Genomic DNA, 19219 nt, shown 5'->3' on the forward strand with positions numbered 1-19219 from the left:
AGTAAAGATTATATAACAGTATCATCAAGTAGTAGTGGAAACTCAAGCTCAAGTAGTACTGGAAGCTCAAGTAGTAGCAGTACTACAATACAAAGCGGAACAGTAAAAGTAAATGGTGGGCTAAATGTAAGAAGTGGAGCAGGAACAAGCTATTCAGTAATAGGATCATTAAGCAATGGATCAAAAGTAGAAATAGTAGAAACAAGTGGTACATGGTATAAAATAAAATACGGAAGCGGCTATGGATATGTAAGTAAAGATTATATAACAGTATCATCAAGTAGTAGTGGAAACTCAAGCTCAAGTAGTACTGGAAGCTCAAGTAGTAGCAGTACTACAATACAAAGCGGAACAGTAAAAGTAAATGGTGGGCTAAATGTAAGAAGTGGAGCAGGAACAAGCTATTCGGTAATAGGATCATTAAGCAATGGATCAAAAGTAGAAATAGTAGAAACAAGTGGTACTTGGTATAAGATAAAATACGGAAGTGGTTATGGGTATGTATCAAAAGATTATATTACAATAAATACAAGAAGTATCGCAGAAAATACAGTTTTAAAAGAAGGAACAGCTGTTACATTGGCATTAAAGGTTAGAGATGAATCTAACTATGAAGCAAATATTGTGGGAACAATAGCTATGGGAGAAAAAGTTTCTGTAGTAGAAGATAATGGTGAGTGGAGTAAAATACAATACAATGATACAATAGGTTATATATTAAATGAATATGTAGATTTCAATATAGCATAGTTTAAGGTTAATCTTTAATATAACTAATGAGTTATATTAGTTTGAATTATAGATATAGTAATTATTTATAAAAATCAAATTAATATAACTCTTTGAATTTTTATATGGCATAAATTATGTTTATGTGATAAACTAAATAACCCTATGAAAATAAGTACAAAAGAGGAGAGTGAAAATATGGAATTATTTGTGACTGATTTAGATGGAACATTAATTAATAGCAAAAGAGAGGTTCCTAAAAAGTCTGTAAAAATTTTAAATGAATTAATCAATCAAGGTGTTAATTTTACAGTAGCTACAGCTAGAACTCCGGCAACAGCAGTTGAAATATTACAAGATTTAGATTTAAAGCTACCAGTTGCTTTAATGAATGGAGTACTAATATATGATACTAGAGAATTAAAGTATATAGATATTAAAAGAATAGAGAAAGAATCAGCAAATAAAGTTTTAGATATTTTCAAATCATATAATAAAAATCCATTAGTATATGGTGTTAAAGATAATCACTTATGGGTGTATCATAAAGAATTTGAAAATGTTTATGAATATAACTTTTATAAGGAAAGAACTGACAAAAAGTTAAAAACCTTTGTAAAGATTGAAAATTACAAAGAATCAATTATAGAGTCAAATATAATTAATTTTGTAGCTTTTGATGATTATGAAAAAATAAAAGCAATAGCTGAAGAAATTAGAGATGTTGAAGGAATGACAGTTAACTATTATAAAGACGTATACGAAGATTGTTACTTTTTAGAGGCTTATAGTAGTGAAGCATCTAAAGCTAATGGTATAAAGTACTTATCAAAATATATAGACTATAGTAAGGTTATTTGCTTTGGAGATAATTTAAATGATATACCTATGTTTGAACTAGCTAACGAAGCATATGCTACTGCAAATGCAGCAGAAGAAATTAAAAAAATAGCTACTGATGTAATAGGTAGTTGTGAAGATGATGGAGTTGCTGAGTTCTTAGTAAATAGATTTAAAACTAAATAATAAATTAAAACAGAAAGTATTATATTATTAATAAAATAATAAAATATTTTCTGTTTTATTATTTTATTAATAAAAATAAATCTATATATATCCAAAGAAGAGAGGTGAAAACGATACAAAAAGAAAAATTTACCTAATAAATTAATAAATTGTAAATTTAATTAAAGTAAGGTATATCAATAGTTTTATATAGTTAAAAAATAAAAATATAAAAATAAATATAAAATTATTAACGAATTATCAATAAAATATAAGCTTTAATTAATAGTTTTTCATAAAATGCTTGAAAAAAATAATAAAACAATATATTATAAAAACAAGAGATGATTGAAATACATATTAAGGCAATTAAAAGAGGGGGAGTAATTATGGATAATAAAAGAGACCAATGGGGGACAAAGCTTGGTTTTATATTAGCAGCTGTAGGGTCAGCGGTTGGTTTAGGTAACATATGGAGATTTCCATACCTAGTTTATGAAAATGGAGGAGGAGCATTTTTAGTTCCATACTTCTTTGCTATATTTACAGCTGGTATACCATTATTGATTTTAGAATATGGAATGGGTCATAAATTTAAGGGCTCTACTCCATTAGCTATGGCAAGAGGAAATAAGAAATGGGAGTGGCTTGGATGGTGGCCAAGCATTACTGCATTCTTTATATTAGGATATTATTCAATGATTTTAAGTTGGGCTATGAAGTACTTTACACTAAGTTTTTCAAAAGGTTGGGGTAGTGATCCTAATTCATTTTTCTATAATGATTTTTTAAAACTTACAGATTCACCATTCCAATTTGGAACAGTTATTTGGCCGGTATTAATAGGAATAATATTAGTTTGGGGAATTAGTTGGTTTATATGCTATAAGGGTGTAAAAGGTGGTATAGAGAAATTAAATAAAGTTTTACTACCAACATTAGTGGGAATAATGATAGTAATTGTTGTAAGGGGCATAACTTTAGAAGGTGCTACTTTAGGATTAAATAAATTATTCACTCCTGATTGGAACAAAGTAATGGAACCAAAGGTTTGGATAGCAGCATATGGACAAGTATTCTATTCATTAAGTTTAGCTATGGGAATAATGATGACTTATTCAAGTTATTTACCTAAAAAGACAGATATAAATAATAGTGCATTTATGACTGGATTTGCAAACTGTGGATTTGAATTTTTATGTGCAATTGGAGTATTTGCAATTTTAGGATTTATGGCAACAAGCCAAGGGGTTGGAATTGATGAAGTTGTTTCAAGTGGTATTGGATTAGCGTTTATAGTTTTTCCTAAGGTATTTTCAGTTATGGGAATATGGGGAACTATACTTGGATGTTTATTCTTTACTTGCTTAGTTTTTGCAGGATTAACATCTTGTGTATCTTTAGTTGAAGCTGTATCATCGGCTATAATAGATAAAACTGGTTGGGAGCGTAAGAAAGTTGTTTCTGTCATAGCTTTAGCAGGTGTTGTTATGAGTTCAACATTTGCATCAGGAGCAGGATTATATATATTAGATATAATGGATAACTTTATTAATTGCTATGGAATTGTAGTTGTAGGATTATTAGAGGCTATTGTTATAGGATGGATAATTAAACCTGCAACAATTAGAAATCACACAAATAAAACTTCATACTTTAGAATTGGGAAGTGGTGGGATTTTACTGTTAAATTTATAACACCAACAATGTTAGCAATAATGTTAATTAGTAATTTTGTAAAAGAAATAAAAACACCTTATGGAGGATACAATATACCAGAATTATTTGCTTATGGATGGTCCGTTATTGCTTTAGGTATAATAGGAGCTTTATTAGCTTCAAAGAGCCCTTGGAGAAATAAAGCAATAGAAGATTTTAAAGAGGAAAGTGAAGAGGAGGTAGTTTAATATGACAGCAACAGCATTAACTTATTTTGCAATTGGTGCAATAGTATTATGGGGTGGTTTAATAACTACATTAACTATCTCAATAAAAAAAGAAAAAGAAATGAATTAGTTAAATCCAAGATTAACAATATAAAATATTTAGGAAACAAAAGGGAGGCGCAGATGCGTCTCTCTTTTGTTTCCTATTAACTAAGCGTTCACTTAAAGACAAAGTTCGTCATATTCTATAATATGAATTTAATGAGAAGGTGAAATTATGTGTGGAATAGCTGGAATGGTAGACTTTAATAGAATTTTAAAAGGGAAAAAAGATATACTTTGTAAAATGGTAAAAACATTAGAGAGAAGAGGACCAGATAGTGAAGGATTATATAACTCTAATAACGTATTGCTTGGACATAGAAGATTAATAGTTGTTGATCCTGAGGGTGGAAAACAACCAATGATTAAAATTGTAGGTGGAAAAAAATACGTTATAGTATATAATGGAGAACTTTATAATACAGAAGACTTAAGAAAAGAGTTATTAGAAGAAAATTTTACTTTTGATTCGTACTCAGATACAGAAGTATTATTGACATCATATATTGCTTGGGGAATAGATGCAATTAAAAAATTAAACGGAATATTTGCATTTGCTATATATGATGAAGATAAGCAACAAGTATTTTTAGCAAGAGATCCTATGGGGGTTAAACCATTATTTTATTCTAAAAAGGGGAGTACACTAATTTTTGGATCAGAAATTAAGACAATACTTGCACATCCAGAGGTAAAGGCAGAAGTTGATAGAGATGGATTAACAGAGCTTTTTGCATTAGGGCCAGCAGTATCGCCAGGAAGTGCAGTATATAAGGGGATAAATGAAATAGCAGCAGCAAATTGTATGCTAGTAACAAAGGATAATATAAAGATATGGGAATATTGGAAAGTTGAAGCTAAAGAGTTAAATGAAACAACTGATGAATCAGTAAGTCATGTTAGACAACTATTAATTGATGCTATAAGAAGACAATTAGTAGGAGATGTTCCAGTATGCACTTTTTTATCAGGAGGATTAGACTCATCAGCAATATCAGCAATAGCAGCGGCTGACTTTAAAGAGAAGGGAAAGAAGTTAACAACTTATTCAATAGATTATGAAGGTAATGATAAATATTTTAAGGCATCATTATTTCAACCTACTTCAGACCAATATTTTGCAGAAAGGATGGCTAAATTTATAGATAGTGATCATAGAACTGTTTTGCTAAAGCAAGAAGATTTAGCTTATGCATTAAGGGAAGCTACTTTAAGTAGAGATTTACCAGGTATGGCAGATGTAGATTCTTCATTATTGTTATTCTGCAAGGAAATAAGAAAAGATTTTGTTGTTAGCTTATCAGGAGAGTGTGCAGACGAACTATTTGCCGGTTATCCATGGTTTACTCATGAGGAAATGATAAATGCTAACACTTTTCCATGGTCAAGATCTGTTGGTGAAAGAAAGACAATTTTAAATGATAATTTAAAAAATATAAAGATTGAAGAGCTTACTAATGAAGAATACTTGAAAACTTTAAAAGAGGTGCCACATTTAGATAATGAAGATAAAAAGACTTATAGAATGAGAGAGTTATTTTATTTAAATTTAAAATGGTTTATGGTTAATTTGTTAAATAGAAAAGATAGATCAAGTATGTATAATAGTTTAGAAGTGAGAGTTCCTTTTGCAGACTATAGAATTGTTGATTATGCTTTTAATTTACCTGTAGATGTAAAACTTTTAGAGAGAAGAGAAAAAGGATTATTGAGGAAAGCTTTAGTAGGTATACTTCCAGATGATATAGTATATAGAAAGAAGAGTCCATATCCAAAGACTCATAATCCTATATATACTAATATTGTTTGTAGTATGATGAATGAGATATTAGATGATAAAACTTCACCTATACTTCAAATAATAAATAAAGATAAGGTTCAAGAAATAGTGGACACAAAGGGAGCTTCATATAAGACACCTTGGTTTGGACAACTTATGACTGGACCACAAATGATTGCATATCTAATCCAAGTTGATACTTGGTTAAGGGATTATAATGTTAATATATTAATATAATAAGATAAGGGAAGGTTGCAGATTAATAATTTGCAATCTTCTTTTCTTTTTTAAAATTAATTAAAAAGCACTATACAAAATAAATCATATATTGACAAAAAAAAACAGATAAATTATAATGATACCCGATAATTAAAGGACTCATATAAATCTCAAATATGGTGAGGTGTTTCTACTGAAAACCTTAAATTTTCAGCTATGAGTGAGCTTGATATATATTAACTCTATACGAAATATATATGGGTTATGGTGTATTAAATTCGTTGTAGCTGTTTATATGTTTTTTGAGTGTAGATTAAATATTGTAAAGCGCAAAAAAACATAATATTTAGGAGGAGTCTACTTATGAAGAAAAAAATCGTTGCATTAGTACTTTCGGCATTAATGGTAACAGGCCTAGTTGGTTGTGGAAGCGATAACAACTCATCAACATCAGAAGGAAGTGCATTAAAAGTTGGTATGGTTACTGATACAGGTACAATTGATGACAAATCATTTAACCAAGGTACATGGGAAGGAATAGAAGAGGCTAAAGAAAAATTTGGTCTTGAAACAACATTTATGCAACCTAATGGAGAATCAGAATCAAGTTATTTAACAGAAATTCAAAATCTTTATGATTCAGGTTATAAGTTTATAGTAACACCAGGTTACAAATTTGAAACAGCTATATATAAGGCTCAAGAAAAATATAGTGATGCAAAATTTGTTTTAATCGATGGGGAACCAAATGACGGTAAAAATAATTATGTTGTAGCTGATAATACAGTTGCAGTATACTTTGCTGAAGAACAAAGTGGATTTATAGCAGGTGTAGCAGCTGCGGCTGAATTACAAAATGGTGATTTTGGATTTATTGGTGGAATGGAAATACCAGCAGTTAAAAAGTTTAACTATGGATTCCAACAAGGGGTAGCTTATGCTAATGAACATTACGGAACGAATGTTAATTTAAAAGCTGAAAATATAGTTTACTCAGGCTCATTCTCTGATACTGCTTTAGGACAACAATTAGCGGCTCAAATGTATGATAATGGAGTAAAAGCAATATTTACTGCAGCAGCTGGTGTTAATATAGGAGTTATTACAGAAGCTAAATCAAGAGTTGTTAATGGTGAAGAAGCATGGGTTATAGGTGTTGACTCTGACCAATATGATGATGGTATTTATGAAGGAAGTAAATCAGTAGTATTAACTTCAGCTATTAAGAAGATTGAAGAAGCTACTTACCAAATAATAGAGAATGAGATAAATGGTGAATTCCCAGGTGGACAAGTTTTAAGATTTGATGCTAAAAATGATGCAGTGGGTATTCCAAGTGAAAATCCAAACTTAAGTGAAGATACAATTACAAAAGTTAATGAAGTTATAAATGCTATTAAGGCAGATGAAGTAGAAGTTAAAACTGAATTATAAAATTAATATAAGTTTAGGGTTATGTTAAAGAATTAACATAACCCTTTTCGTTAAATCTTGATACAAAAATGGATAAATAGTATTGACAGCAAAAAAAATATTAAATATAATATGACACGAACGATGGATAACTCATATAGATCCCGAATATGGCGGGGTGTTTCTACCGGAAGCCTTTAATTTCCGACTATGAGTGAAATTTATGAATGTGACTCTATACGAATAATTATTGAGTTAAGACGTATTATTTTCACTTTGGAAATTAATACGTCTTTTTTTATTTGGGTTAGATGAGTTTGTTTAAGATAAGTATTTGGGAGGAATGTACAAATGAGAAAAAAAATTATTACATTAGTACTTTCAGTACTAATGACAACAGGATTAGTTGCATGTGGAAACAGTGGTAACGGTTCGTCAAATTCAGGAGAAGGAACATTGAAGGTTGGTATGGTTACTGACTCAGGGACAATTGATGATAAGTCATTTAATCAAGGTACTTGGGAAGGAATAATAGAAGCAGAAGAGAACCTTGAAATTGAAAAGAACTACTTAAAGCCTTCTGGAGAAACAGAAGCTGATTATTTAACAGAGATACAAAATCTTTATGATTCAGGATATAGATTTATAGTAGCACCAGGATTCAAACTTGAATCAGCTATATATAAGGCTCAAGAAAAATATAGTGATGCAAAATTTGTTTTAATTGACGGAGAACCAAATGATGGTAAGGGTAATTATCTTGTAGCTGACAATACAGTTGCAATACAGTTTGCCGAAGAAGAGGGTGGATTCGTAGCAGGTGTTGCAGCAGCACTTGAATTAAAAACTGGTGAATTTGGATTTATAGGTGGTATGGAAGCAGCAGCGGTAAAAAGATTTAATTATGGATTCCAACAAGGCGTAGCTTATGCTAATGAAAAACTTGGAACATCTATTAGCTTAAAAGCTGAAAATATTGTTTACTCAGGTTCATTTACTGATTTAGCTTTAGGTCAACAAATAGCGGCTCAAATGTATGATAGAGGTGTTAAAGTTATATTTGCTGCAGCTGGTGCAACTGGTATGGGTGCTATAACAGAAGCTAAAACAAGAGCTGTTAACGGTGAAGAAGCGTGGGTTATAGGTGTTGACTGTGACCAGTATGCTGATGGTATTTATGAGGGTAATAAATCAGTAATATTAACTTCTGCTATTAAGAAAGTAAACGAAGCAGCTTATCAAATGATAGAAGCTGAGTTAAATAATGAATTTCCAGGTGGTCAATCATTAATATTTAATGCTAAAAATAATGCAGTAGGTCTTCCACAAGAGAATCCAAACTTAAGTGAAGATACAGTAACAAAAGTTAATGAAGTATTAGAAGCTATTAAGAATGGTGAAATAGAAGTTAAAAGTGAATTATAAAATTTTATAAAGGTAGGGCTATGTTCATATGATTAACATGGCCTTTTTAAAAATGATAAATTATTAACAGAGATAATAATATTATTTATTTTCGATGTAATAGTTCGTAAAATTCTAAAAAAACTAAAATAAATACAAATAAAATGTAAAATAAAACTTTTATTGACAAAGATGGACAAATAAAATATAATAAAGACGAACAATAGAATGACTCATATAAATCCCAAATGTGGTGGGATGTTTCTACCGGAAGCCGTAAATTTCCGACTATGAGTGAACTTGATATATACTAACTCTATACGAAAAATAATGGGGTTTTAACGTATTAATTTCACTTTAGAAATTAATACGTTTTTTTTTGTATAAGAGAGTATTATGAATTTATTAAAAATGTAAATGGTTTTAGGAGGAAATTTTATGAAGAAGAAATTTTTAGCATTAGCACTGTCAGCACTAATGGTAACAGGATTAGTTGGTTGCGGAAGTAATAGTGAATCAGGTAATTCATCAGAAACAAAATTAAAGGTTGGTATGGTTACCGATGCAGGAACAATTGATGACAAGTCATTTAACCAAGGTACGTGGGAAGGGATTCAAAAGGCTGAAAAAGACCTTGGAATTGAAAAAAACTACATGCAACCAGCAGGAGAAACAGAAGCTAATTATTTAACTGAAATACAAAACCTTTATGATGCAGGATATAAATTTATAGTAACACCAGGTTACAAATTTGAAACAGCTATATATAAAGCTCAAGAAAAATATAGTGATGCAAAATTTGTTATAATTGACGGAGAGCCAAATGATGGAAAAGATAACTACGTTGTAGCGGATAATACAGTTGCTATATACTTTGCTGAAGAACAAGGTGGATTTGCAGCAGGTGTTGCAGCGGCAGTTGAATTAAAAACTGGTGAACTAGGATTCATTGGTGGTATGGAAATTCCAGCAGTTCAAAAGTTTAATTATGGATTCCAACAAGGTGTAGCTTATGCTAATGAAAATTATGGATCAAATGTTAGTTTAAAAGCTGAGAATATAGTTTACTCAGGATCATTCTCAGATTCAGCTCTAGGACAACAATTAGCAGCTCAAATGTACGATAATGGTGTTAAAGCAATATTTGCTGCAGCTGGTGGAGTTGGTACTGGAGTTATAACAGAAGCTAAGACAAGAGTTGTTAATGGTGAAGAAGTGTGGGTTATAGGTGTTGATTCAGACCAATATGCAGATGGTATTTATGAAGGAAATAAATCTGTAATATTAACTTCAGCTATTAAGAAAATTGATGAAGCAGCTTATCAAATGATTCAAGCACAATTAGAAGATAAGTTCCCAGGTGGACAAATATTAACATTTAATGCATCTAATGATGGTATAGGTATTCCTACAGAAAATCCAAACTTAAATGATGATACAGTAGCTAAAGTTAATGAAGTATTAAAAGCTATTAAGAGTGGAGAAATAGAAGTTAAAACTGAATTATAAAAAATTTAATAAATTGGGGCTATGTTGAGGTAATTTACATAGCTCCTTTTATATGAAAAAAAACATAGCAAATTGAAATAATAGTATATACTAAATTGAGAAATATTTATTAAAAAATAAATTAAATATTTTAATTATAAATTGTTAAAATAACAATATTTAATTATAATAAGCAAAAAAATACAAAAATATATAAAATAATAAGTAAAAAGTATGCGTTATTTAGATAATTATAATTATATTAACCGATTTCAAATAAAAATATATAGACATAAATAATGTAGTATACTAATTATAAAAAAGAGCGAAAAAAATGTTGAAAATACGAACTATTTAAATTATACTTTAAGAAGAAGTTCGTATATAGTTATGAAATTATTATATAAGAATGTCAATTTATAACTTGCATAAGTTAATGATGCGTATTAAAAAAATAATTATTTAAGGGGAGGATATCCATGGAATATGTAGTTGAGATGCTAAATATCCGTAAGGAGTTTCCAGGAATAGTAGCAAATGATAATATTACATTGCAACTAAAAGAAGGAGAAATTCATGCTCTTTTGGGGGAAAATGGTGCAGGAAAATCAACATTAATGGGAATGCTATTTGGAATGTACAAGCCAGATAGAGGCTCTATAAAGGTTAGAGGAAAAGAAGTGAAAATATCTAATCCTAATATTGCAAATGATTTAGGAATTGGTATGGTTCATCAACACTTTAAGTTAGTAGATAACTTTACAGTTACAGAAAATATAATTCTAGGATGTGAACCTAGAAAAGGATTAACAGTAGACATTAAAAGAGCTGCAAAAAAAATCGAAGAGTTATCTAAACAATATGGTTTAAATGTAGACCCGTATGCAAAAATAGAAGATATTTCTGTGGGGATGCAACAAAGGGTAGAAATATTAAAAATGCTTTATAGAAATGCTAATGTTTTAATATTTGATGAACCTACAGCAGTATTAACTCCAAGTGAAATTGATGAATTAATTTCAATTATGAAAAATATGACTAAAGAAGGTAAGTCTATTATTTTAATTACTCATAAATTAAGAGAAATTAAAGAAGCCGCTAATAGATGTACAGTTATTAGAAGAGGAAAATATATAGGTACTGTTAATGTAAAGGATACTACAGAAGCCGAGATGGCTAAAATGATGGTTGGAAGAGAAGTAACATTTAAAGTTGAAAAAACTGAAGCAAAACCAAAAGATGTAGTTGTGAAAATAGAAAACTTATCAGTTAATAATAACAAAAAAGTACTTGGTTTAAAGAATTTTTCATTAGATATTAGAGCTGGGGAGATAGTTGGTATTGCTGGTGTTGAAGGTAATGGACAAACGGAGTTAGTAGAAGCATTAACTGGCATGAGAGGTGTTGAGGCAGGAAACATTATATTTAAAGGAAAAAATATAGTTAAAGAATCAATACGTCAAAGAATAGATGATGGTATGGCACATATTCCAGAAGATAGACATAAAAGAGGTTTAATTCTTGATTATACAATGGAAGATAATATGGTGCTTAAGGCATATAGAAATAAGCCATTTTCTAAAAATGGATTAATTAATAGATCAAAAATTTCTGAATATGCACAAAAGATTATTGAAACATTCGATGTTAGATCTGGTGAAGGTGGAAAATCTATAGCAAGATCATTATCAGGTGGTAATCAACAAAAAGGTGTAATTGGACGTGAAATAGAATCAAATCCAGATTTCTTAATTGCAGTTCAACCAACTAGAGGTTTAGATGTTGGATCAATAGAATATATTCATAAAAGATTGGTAGAACAAAGAGATTTAGGAAAAGCAGTTTTATTAGTATCTCTTGAGTTAGATGAAGTTTTAAATGTATCTGATAGAATAGCCGTTGTAAATAACGGTGAATTAGTAGGTATAGTAAATGCTAATGAAACAAATGAAAATGAAGTTGGTTTAATGATGGCCGGCATAAAGAAGGAGGAAGCTTAGTGCATAAGAATCAATTATTAAAATCTATTATGGCAGTAGTTCTAGGATTACTTGCTGGATTTTTATTAATGCTAGCAATGGGATTTAATCCAATAGATGGGTATACTTATTTATTTAAAGGCGGATTAATGAATCCTCAAAGAATAGGTAATTCAATAGCAACTGCAACACCATTAATTCTTACTGGATTATCTTTTGCCTTTGCAAATAAAACTGGACTATTTAATATAGGTACTCCAGGTCAAATGTTAGCGGGTGGTTTTACTGTAACAGCTATAGGATTATTAGTTGACTTACCATATCCTATATTAGTACCACTTATGATTATATGTGGTATTTTAGCAGGGGCTATCTGGGCAGCTGTACCAGGGCTTTTAAAAGCATTATTTAATGTTAATGAAGTTGTTTCAGCTATTATGATGAACTGGACTGCATATTGGATAGTTTACTACATGGTTCCAAAATATTTAAAGGGAACTACAGAAACGGAATCAGCTAGATTAGCAGATTCAGCAACTTTAAAGGCTGATTGGTTATCAAATATATTTGGTGGTTCGTACATAAACTATGGAATATTCTTAGCTATATTTTCTGTTTTAATTATATGGTTTATTTTAAATAAAACTGTTTTAGGATATGAATTAAAAGCTGTTGGATATAATAGATTTGGTGCTGAATATGCAGGTATGCCTGTAAATAGAAACATAGTAGTTTCTATGATGATAGCAGGTGGATTAGCTGGACTAGCTGGTGTTGCTCAATATATGGGTAACTCTGCAGTACTTCAAATTGGTGTAATGCCAGCTCAAGGCTTTGATGGAATAGCTGTAGCTTTATTAGGTAACAACAGTCCATTTGGAGTATTATTATCAGCATTATTCTTCGGTGTATTATATGTTGGTAAGGGATTTATGAATGCCAATGTTAAAGTACCACCAGAATTAGCAGATACAATAATAGCTACAATTATTTACTTTGCTGCAACAAGTGTAGTTATGGATAAAGTAATTAAGAGTATAAAGAAAAAAAGAGAAGATAAAAAATTAGTAACATCTGGTGAAAGGGCGGTAGAAAAATAATGTGGGATATAATTGTACAAATTTTTCCTTATGCAATAGCATATACTGTACCTATGCTAATTACTGCTTTAGGAGCGCTTTATTGTGAAAGAAGTGGTATTGTAAATATAGGTTTAGATGGATTTATGATAGTAGGTTCTTTTGCTGGAGCCTTAACAATATCTAAACTTCAAGCTGCAGGTGTTAATGGAGCATTATGGATAGGGCTTTTAGTTGCTGCAATAGTTGGAGCTTTATTCTCACTTTTACATGCTTTTGCAAGTATTAACTTAAATGCAGACCAAGTTATAAGTGGTACAGCAATTAATATGATGGCTGGAGCTTTAACAGTATTCTTAGCAAGAAATATAACAGGTAGTGGTAACATAAGAATAACTTTAGGATTCTTACCAAAAAGTATACCTGTATTAAAAGATATTCCAGTAATAGGACCATTACTATTTACAAAGACATATGCTACAACATGGTTAGTATTAGCAATATTAATAATAAGCACATTCTTATTATATAAAACTTCATTTGGATTAAGATTAAGATCTTGTGGAGAAAATCCACAAGCATCTCAAGCTGCAGGTATTAATGTAATGAGAACTAGATATGTTGGTGTTATGATATCAGGTGCATTAGCTGCTTTAGGCGGATGTATAATATTAGTAACATATTCTGGTGAGTTCAATGGAAGTGTTGCAGGATTAGGATTCCTTGCATTAGCAGCATTAATATTTGGACAATGGAGACCTTTAGGAATATTAGCATCAACTTTCTTCTTTGGATTTGCATCAACATTAGCAAATGTTGCACAAGTAATTCCAGAGTTAGCAAGTATACCATTAGTAGTATTAAAGGTATTCCCTTACGTAGTTACATTAATTGCATTAATTATATTCTCTAAATCTTCACAAGCACCAAAAGCTGCTGGTGAAATATTTGATGCAGGAAAAAGATAAATTTCAATTACATAAAAGAAGCTTTTTAAAGCTTCTTTTATTTTTTTACTTATTTTTAAGTGAATTTAAAAAAAATACTGTATGGAAAATTAAAGAAATATATTATAATATTTATAATACATATAAATTGGGGATATAAATATAAAGGGGGATAACTTAATGAAAAAAGTAAAAATAGCCTTATTAGGATTAGGTAATGTAGGTAGAGGTGTATATATAATATTACATCAAAATAAAGAAGAAATTATGAAGAGATCAGGATATGAAATTAAAATTTCTAAGATATTAGTTAGAGATTTAAATAAAAATAGGGGAATTGAAATACCTGAAAATATTTTAACCACTGATTTTGAAGAAATATTAAATGATGATTCTATAAAACTTGTAGTTGAAGTTATGGGAGGAATAGAACCAGCTAGGGAATATATGTTAAGAGCTATGGAAGCCAAAAAACATATAGTTACTGCTAATAAAATGTTACTTGCAACAGAAGGTGATGAAGTATTTGAAAAGGCTGAAGAAATGGGGGTTATGTTCCAGTATGAAGCTAGTGTTGCTGGAGGGATACCTATAATTAATGGGATAAATGAAAATTTAACTGCAAATAAAGTAAATGAACTATATGGAATAGTTAATGGAACAACAAATTATATATTGAGCAAAATGGAGCTTGAACAATTAGAATTTAATTCAGTATTAGAAGAAGCTAAAGAAAAAGGCTATGCAGAAGCTGATCCAACTTCAGATATTGAAGGTTATGATGCTCAATATAAACTTGCAATTCTTGCTTCCTTAGCATTTGGTACTAAAGTGGATATTAATGATGTATATAGAGAAGGAATAACTAAGATAAAGCCAATAGATATGAAATATGCTAGTGATTTTGGCATGTCAATAAAATTATTAGCTATTGCTAAAGATGATAATGGAAAAATAGAGTTAAGAGTGCATCCAACTATGATTCCAGAAACTCACCCACTTGCTAATGTATATGATTCATTTAATGCAATATTTATAAATGGAAATGCTGTTGGAGATTTAATGTTCTATGGTAGAGGTGCAGGTGATCTACCAACAGGTAGTGCAGTTGTAAGTGATATAATTGCTATTTTAAGAAAAAATATAGAAGCAGAAAACCAAAATCCAGTTATTAGAAATAATTTATGGGAAAAGCAAGTTAAGGATATAAATGAGGTTGAAAGCAGATATTATATAAGAGTAACTGTTGAAGATAAGCCAGGTGTATTAGGTCAAATTACTACTATTTTTGGTTCTAATAGAGTAAGTTTAAAATCAGTTATTCAAAAGGGTAGAAAACATCATGAAAATAGTGAAGTAACTTTAGTTTTAATAACGCATAAAACTAAAGAATTTTTAATAAATGATTCTATAGACAAGTTATATGATTTAAGAACAGTAAAAGATGTAGAAAACATAATAAGAATAGAAGAGTTTAACTAAATTGTTCGTTAAGGCTTGAATGCCGTGATGCCGAAAAATTGATTATATAATCTCCAGGAAGGAATATAATTTCACTAAGAATTTATATTATTATTTCCATAAAATCTGCTAAAGCTTCGAAAGTCATTTCATTCCCTCAGCTTCTTAACGCAGATTTTATTCCAATAATAATTAAATTCTAAAGTTCATTATATAATCTTCCTTCCGATAATATAATCAAATTTTTCTCTATCACTGGCTTTTAAGCTAAAAGATACAATTTTCTACGTAATCACCTTAAAAATTAACGACTTCTGCTATATTTTATATAATAAATTGTTAACTTCTAAATATATATTTTTAAATAAACTAAAAATATTAATACACAAATTAACTATAATATCAGAAAAATTTGTAGCACAAAACATTAACTATAAAGGGGTGCGTTATAAGCAGATACATGGAGAAAGAAAAAATGAAATATTAATTTGGAGAGAACATTGAAATTGAGCCGTAGAATTTAATCTTTGTGGAATTGAACTTGCGTAAAGAAGTTGTATTGAAGCGTTAGCGGCTTTTACAACTTTAGCAAGTTCAATGGAACAAAGATATAAATTCTAGGCGAAAATTTCACCGTTCCCGGAAAATAAATATTTCATTTTTTCGCCCCCATGTAATGCGCAATATTTTTCTATTTTACGTATTTGGTATAAAAGTTCATTAGAATTTGAATATGGAATTCTTCATCTAGAATAATTCTTTTAAGGATTGCATTTATATATTCATCATCAATTTTAGTTATAGTTTCTTTATATTGTTTAATAGCAGCTTTTTCATCTTGAATATCAATAGTTAAAATATCTTTAATTGATGATAAATCATAATTTACTAATTTACTAGACCAATAATGTTTCTTTTTATTATTAATCCAATAACCAGGTTCGCCACCAAGTAAAATTATTAATTTTCCTAGTATTTCTAAGTGATGCATTTCAACAATAGATATGCCACAGAGAGTATCGGATATTTCCTTATTACTATAAGTTAATGCAATTTGATGATAAGTATATTGTGCTATTGCATCAAACTCAGAAATAGCACTAGAATAATTAAGTAAGATTAAGTCAATATATTTTGAATTCTTTTCTTTTACTTTAATTTCTGGATATGGAAGATCAATTGAATACATTTATATACTCCTTAAATTAATTATAGGTATCAGTGTATTTTATGATTAAATATAGAGAAATGTTAAATAAAGCATTTATGACAATTGGAAATAAAATAAAAAAACTCTAAATTAGATTTATTGCTAACTAAATCTAATTTAGAGTTTTTTTCTCTAAGGCATTAATTTAGAAATTACTCTATAAATTCTTTGAGAGTTAAATAGAGTAAAATTACTTCTAATAGCTCTATCCTCATTTATAAAGCCTTCATAAAAAAGAGTTTTATTTTCGATTTCTAGTAAATCCATAGGTTTGATAACCTCAGGAAGCTTGTCCGTTTTATAAATACCACTATTAATTAATAATTCAGCTACAAACTGAGAACAGAAATAGTAATATTCTCTTTTATGAGGTTTATTAAAGTAAGCAGTTACTGTTCCTAGAACGCTATATTTATAGTTATCTTTATTTTCAAAAAAATTACTAATTTCTTTTTGTAAAAAATCAAATTGCTCAGAAGTAACATTAATTTTATATACTAAGCATCTACTATTAGGATACATAGCAAATACACCACTATATAAATTTTCTTCAACAAGGCCTGCAGGCAAAACCTTACTTGGGATTTTACGTCCAAAAGAAAACATTTTAGTGAAGGAACTATCAAGAGATAAAGAAACATGAGAATATTCTTTCTGTGTAAAAAGAGCAATTATATTAGAAAACATAGTACCAGTTCTAGATAAAACTATGTATATATCTCTATTATTCAAATTAATCCCACCTTTTGTTTTATAGTTTATATTGTACACTAAAAATATGTAACTGTTAATAATTTTTTTACAAACTTCACATAAACTTTATTAAACAACTTTATTTATCAATATTGGTATGTTATGATTTAAAATAAAGCTATTGAATAAAAGTTTTAAAGATAGAAAGGAAGATAATTTAAATGGAATTTAAATTTACTTTTGCTGATAAAGAATATATTTTAAATGAAGAGAATCTTGATTATTTTGTAAATGATGAAGAAAATCCAATTAAAGATATAGATGAAAAGAAAATAATAGAGATATTACATAATAGTGATAATGTTGAATTTATAAAAGCATTTTTTGATTTTCCGTGTGAAAATTGTAATGAAGGAGTTAGTGAAAAGAAGAAGTTCTTTGATTTCTTAGGCTTTAATTTTTATATATATACTAAAAATCAAGAATATGTAATAAGTACTTTAGATAAAGAGTATGAAGGATTATCTTTTAAAAGATTATTGAAAAGTGGAAAAATAGATAATAGTTATATTGTAATGATTAATGTTTGTAAGCATTGTGGAAGTTATTCTATAGAAATTGAAGAGTTTGAAGTTTAACTAAAGGGGTGGTATGTATTAAAGCTTAATATGTACCACTCTTAAATTTTTATATAAGATAAAAGTTTTATAATATATATTCATTATGATAATTTTCTCAGTATTTTTCTGAATTATATACAGGGATTTGGTAGAAAATAATACAGAAGGGAGCGTGTCTTACAAATGAGTACTGATAAGATTAAAGATAAAAAATATCAAAAGGGAGAAAGAAGACAAAAACTTCATCAAAATCAAAATAATGTAGGAAATGATAAAAATCCTAGTGAGTATAAAAGTTTTGATGGAGAACCCCTTTAGATAAGTTTGTATCAAAATAGTATATAGGTCTATATCAAAAAGAGCTTAACTTGAGGGTTAAGCTTTTTTTTGATATCATAAAAAGTGACAAGTTTTTTATGGAGGGTATTTATGAAGAAAGTTATTAAAAAGGGCGTAATTTTAGTAGGAATAAGTGCTATGTTAATTGGATTAATAGGATGTACAAATAATAAAATATCAAATCTAAATAATGATGAAGAAAATGAAGTATCAGTTGAAGCAACAGGAGAGTTGCCAATAGCAACTATTAAAGTTAAAAACTTTGGAACAATAAAGGCAGAGTTATATCCTAATAAGGCACCTAATACAGTTAATAATTTTATATCATTAGCTAATTCAGGATTTTATGATGGGTTAATATTTCACAGAGTAATTAAAGGTTTTATGAATCAAGGTGGAGATCCAGATGGAGTTGGCACAGGTGGTCCAGGGTACTCAATTAAAGGTGAGTTTAGTAGTAATGGATATACAAATAATGATTTAAAACATACAGCAGGTGTTTTATCAATGGCACGAGCAAGCAATCCAGATTCTGCTGGTAGTCAATTCTTTATAATGGCTGAAGATGCATCATATCTTGATGGTGAGTATGCTGCTTTTGGAAAGGTAATTGAAGGTATGGATGTTGTAGAAGAAATTAATTCTGTTAAAACTGACCAAAATGATAAGCCATTAGAGGATGTAGTTATTGAAAGTATTACAGTTGACACAAAAGGTATAAACTACAAAGAACCAGAAAAAATAAAGTAATAACTAAATTTTGCACTATGGCATAAAAATATATCTTACATTTGATAAAATAAAGGAAGATAACTATCCTATCAAAATAATTTGTAGCACAGAACATTAACTATAAAGTGGGGAG

The 19219-nt window shown here is 29.2% G+C and carries 17 protein-coding genes and 3 riboswitches; of the genes, 15 read left to right on the forward strand and 2 right to left on the reverse strand.

Features of this window, described 5'->3' with window-relative positions; all coding sequences use genetic code 11:
• From Q0G30_RS02975 to Q0G30_RS03030, 12 genes are all read left to right on the forward strand, one after another.
• Positions 1–750 (forward strand): SH3 domain-containing protein (locus Q0G30_RS02975; protein ID WP_294386296.1); only part of this gene is annotated, 750 nt, incomplete at its 5' end.
• 177 nt (positions 751–927) lie between these two features.
• On the forward strand, positions 928–1755 hold the full coding sequence (locus Q0G30_RS02980; protein ID WP_294386297.1) for an HAD family hydrolase: 828 nt from the start codon (positions 928–930) through the stop codon (positions 1753–1755).
• A 368-nt stretch (positions 1756–2123) separates the two neighbouring features.
• Positions 2124–3641, forward strand: coding sequence for a sodium-dependent transporter (locus tag Q0G30_RS02985; protein ID WP_294386300.1), 1518 nt, complete (start codon positions 2124–2126; stop codon positions 3639–3641).
• A 1-nt stretch (position 3642) separates the two neighbouring features.
• A complete protein-coding gene (locus tag Q0G30_RS02990; protein ID WP_294386302.1) occupies positions 3643–3750 on the forward strand; it encodes a MetS family NSS transporter small subunit in 108 nt (35 codons plus the stop codon).
• Positions 3751–3897: 147 nt separating this feature from the next.
• Entirely contained in the window at positions 3898–5739 is a 1842-nt protein-coding gene (gene asnB / locus Q0G30_RS02995) for an asparagine synthase (glutamine-hydrolyzing) (RefSeq protein ID WP_294386304.1), read from the forward strand.
• Positions 5740–5860: 121 nt separating this feature from the next.
• A riboswitch (purine riboswitch) is annotated at positions 5861–5958 on the forward strand.
• A 126-nt stretch (positions 5959–6084) separates the two neighbouring features.
• A complete protein-coding gene (locus tag Q0G30_RS03000) occupies positions 6085–7155 on the forward strand; it encodes a BMP family ABC transporter substrate-binding protein (protein ID WP_294386309.1) in 1071 nt (356 codons plus the stop codon).
• A gap of 112 nt (positions 7156–7267) precedes the next feature.
• Positions 7268–7365: riboswitch (purine riboswitch) on the forward strand.
• Positions 7366–7485: 120 nt separating this feature from the next.
• Complete coding sequence (locus Q0G30_RS03005; RefSeq protein WP_294386315.1) at positions 7486–8559, forward strand: BMP family ABC transporter substrate-binding protein; 1074 nt, start codon at positions 7486–7488, stop codon at positions 8557–8559.
• A gap of 192 nt (positions 8560–8751) precedes the next feature.
• Positions 8752–8849, forward strand: a riboswitch (purine riboswitch).
• Positions 8850–8976: 127 nt separating this feature from the next.
• Positions 8977–10047 (forward strand): BMP family ABC transporter substrate-binding protein, encoded by a 1071-nt coding sequence (locus tag Q0G30_RS03010; protein WP_294386319.1) that lies wholly within the window; start codon positions 8977–8979, stop codon positions 10045–10047.
• 458 nt (positions 10048–10505) lie between these two features.
• Positions 10506–12026, forward strand: coding sequence for an ABC transporter ATP-binding protein (locus tag Q0G30_RS03015; RefSeq protein WP_294386321.1), 1521 nt, complete (start codon positions 10506–10508; stop codon positions 12024–12026).
• Positions 12026–13105 carry an ABC transporter permease gene (locus Q0G30_RS03020; RefSeq protein WP_294386323.1) on the forward strand — a complete coding sequence of 360 codons (1080 nt, stop codon included), beginning with the start codon at positions 12026–12028 and terminating at the stop codon, positions 13103–13105. Before Q0G30_RS03015 ends, Q0G30_RS03020 begins: the two co-directional genes overlap by 1 nt.
• Positions 13105–14052 carry an ABC transporter permease gene (locus tag Q0G30_RS03025; RefSeq protein WP_294386327.1) on the forward strand — a complete coding sequence of 316 codons (948 nt, stop codon included), beginning with the start codon at positions 13105–13107 and terminating at the stop codon, positions 14050–14052. Before Q0G30_RS03020 ends, Q0G30_RS03025 begins: the two co-directional genes overlap by 1 nt.
• 159 nt (positions 14053–14211) lie before the next feature.
• Positions 14212–15513, forward strand: coding sequence for a homoserine dehydrogenase (locus Q0G30_RS03030; RefSeq protein WP_294386330.1), 1302 nt, complete (start codon positions 14212–14214; stop codon positions 15511–15513).
• A gap of 670 nt (positions 15514–16183) precedes the next feature.
• Here the strand turns inward: Q0G30_RS03030 and Q0G30_RS03035 are convergent.
• Positions 16184–16681: a ferritin family protein gene (locus Q0G30_RS03035; protein WP_294386333.1), complete on the reverse strand. Its 498-nt coding sequence runs from the start codon at positions 16679–16681 to the stop codon at positions 16184–16186.
• A 153-nt stretch (positions 16682–16834) separates the two neighbouring features.
• Positions 16835–17434, reverse strand: a complete 600-nt coding sequence (locus Q0G30_RS03040) for a hypothetical protein (RefSeq protein WP_294386335.1) — start codon at positions 17432–17434, stop codon at positions 16835–16837.
• A gap of 182 nt (positions 17435–17616) precedes the next feature.
• On the opposite strand from Q0G30_RS03040, the gene Q0G30_RS03045 reads away from it, so the two are divergent.
• The 3 genes from Q0G30_RS03045 (at position 17617) to Q0G30_RS03055 (ending at position 19104) form a co-directional block, all read left to right on the forward strand.
• On the forward strand, positions 17617–18033 hold the full coding sequence (locus Q0G30_RS03045) for a DUF3785 family protein (RefSeq protein WP_294386339.1): 417 nt from the start codon (positions 17617–17619) through the stop codon (positions 18031–18033).
• A gap of 165 nt (positions 18034–18198) precedes the next feature.
• Positions 18199–18333: a clostri-philic family protein gene (locus Q0G30_RS03050; protein ID WP_294386342.1), complete on the forward strand. Its 135-nt coding sequence runs from the start codon at positions 18199–18201 to the stop codon at positions 18331–18333.
• Between the two features lie 111 nt (positions 18334–18444).
• Positions 18445–19104 carry a peptidylprolyl isomerase gene (locus Q0G30_RS03055; RefSeq protein ID WP_294386345.1) on the forward strand — a complete coding sequence of 220 codons (660 nt, stop codon included), beginning with the start codon at positions 18445–18447 and terminating at the stop codon, positions 19102–19104.
• Positions 19105–19219 lie beyond the last annotated feature (115 nt).

It is taken from the genome of uncultured Clostridium sp., assembly GCF_934754925.1.
Lineage (GTDB): Bacteria > Bacillota > Clostridia > Clostridiales > Clostridiaceae > Clostridium.

Coding starts and splice junctions, on each gene's coding strand:
- asnB (WP_294386304.1), top strand. CDS start 3,898: ATGTGTGGAATAGCTGGAATGGTAGACTTTAATAGAATTTTAAAAGGG.
- Q0G30_RS03010 (WP_294386319.1), top strand. CDS start 8,977: ATGAAGAAGAAATTTTTAGCATTAGCACTGTCAGCACTAATGGTAACA.
- Q0G30_RS02990 (WP_294386302.1), top strand. CDS start 3,643: ATGACAGCAACAGCATTAACTTATTTTGCAATTGGTGCAATAGTATTA.
- Q0G30_RS02980 (WP_294386297.1), top strand. CDS start 928: ATGGAATTATTTGTGACTGATTTAGATGGAACATTAATTAATAGCAAA.
- Q0G30_RS03005 (WP_294386315.1), top strand. CDS start 7,486: ATGAGAAAAAAAATTATTACATTAGTACTTTCAGTACTAATGACAACA.
- Q0G30_RS03055 (WP_294386345.1), top strand. CDS start 18,445: ATGAAGAAAGTTATTAAAAAGGGCGTAATTTTAGTAGGAATAAGTGCT.
- Q0G30_RS03000 (WP_294386309.1), top strand. CDS start 6,085: ATGAAGAAAAAAATCGTTGCATTAGTACTTTCGGCATTAATGGTAACA.
- Q0G30_RS03030 (WP_294386330.1), top strand. CDS start 14,212: ATGAAAAAAGTAAAAATAGCCTTATTAGGATTAGGTAATGTAGGTAGA.
- Q0G30_RS03015 (WP_294386321.1), top strand. CDS start 10,506: ATGGAATATGTAGTTGAGATGCTAAATATCCGTAAGGAGTTTCCAGGA.
- Q0G30_RS03045 (WP_294386339.1), top strand. CDS start 17,617: ATGGAATTTAAATTTACTTTTGCTGATAAAGAATATATTTTAAATGAA.
- Q0G30_RS02985 (WP_294386300.1), top strand. CDS start 2,124: ATGGATAATAAAAGAGACCAATGGGGGACAAAGCTTGGTTTTATATTA.
- Q0G30_RS03035 (WP_294386333.1), bottom strand. CDS start 16,681: ATGTATTCAATTGATCTTCCATATCCAGAAATTAAAGTAAAAGAAAAG.
- Q0G30_RS03050 (WP_294386342.1), top strand. CDS start 18,199: ATGAGTACTGATAAGATTAAAGATAAAAAATATCAAAAGGGAGAAAGA.
- Q0G30_RS03025 (WP_294386327.1), top strand. CDS start 13,105: ATGTGGGATATAATTGTACAAATTTTTCCTTATGCAATAGCATATACT.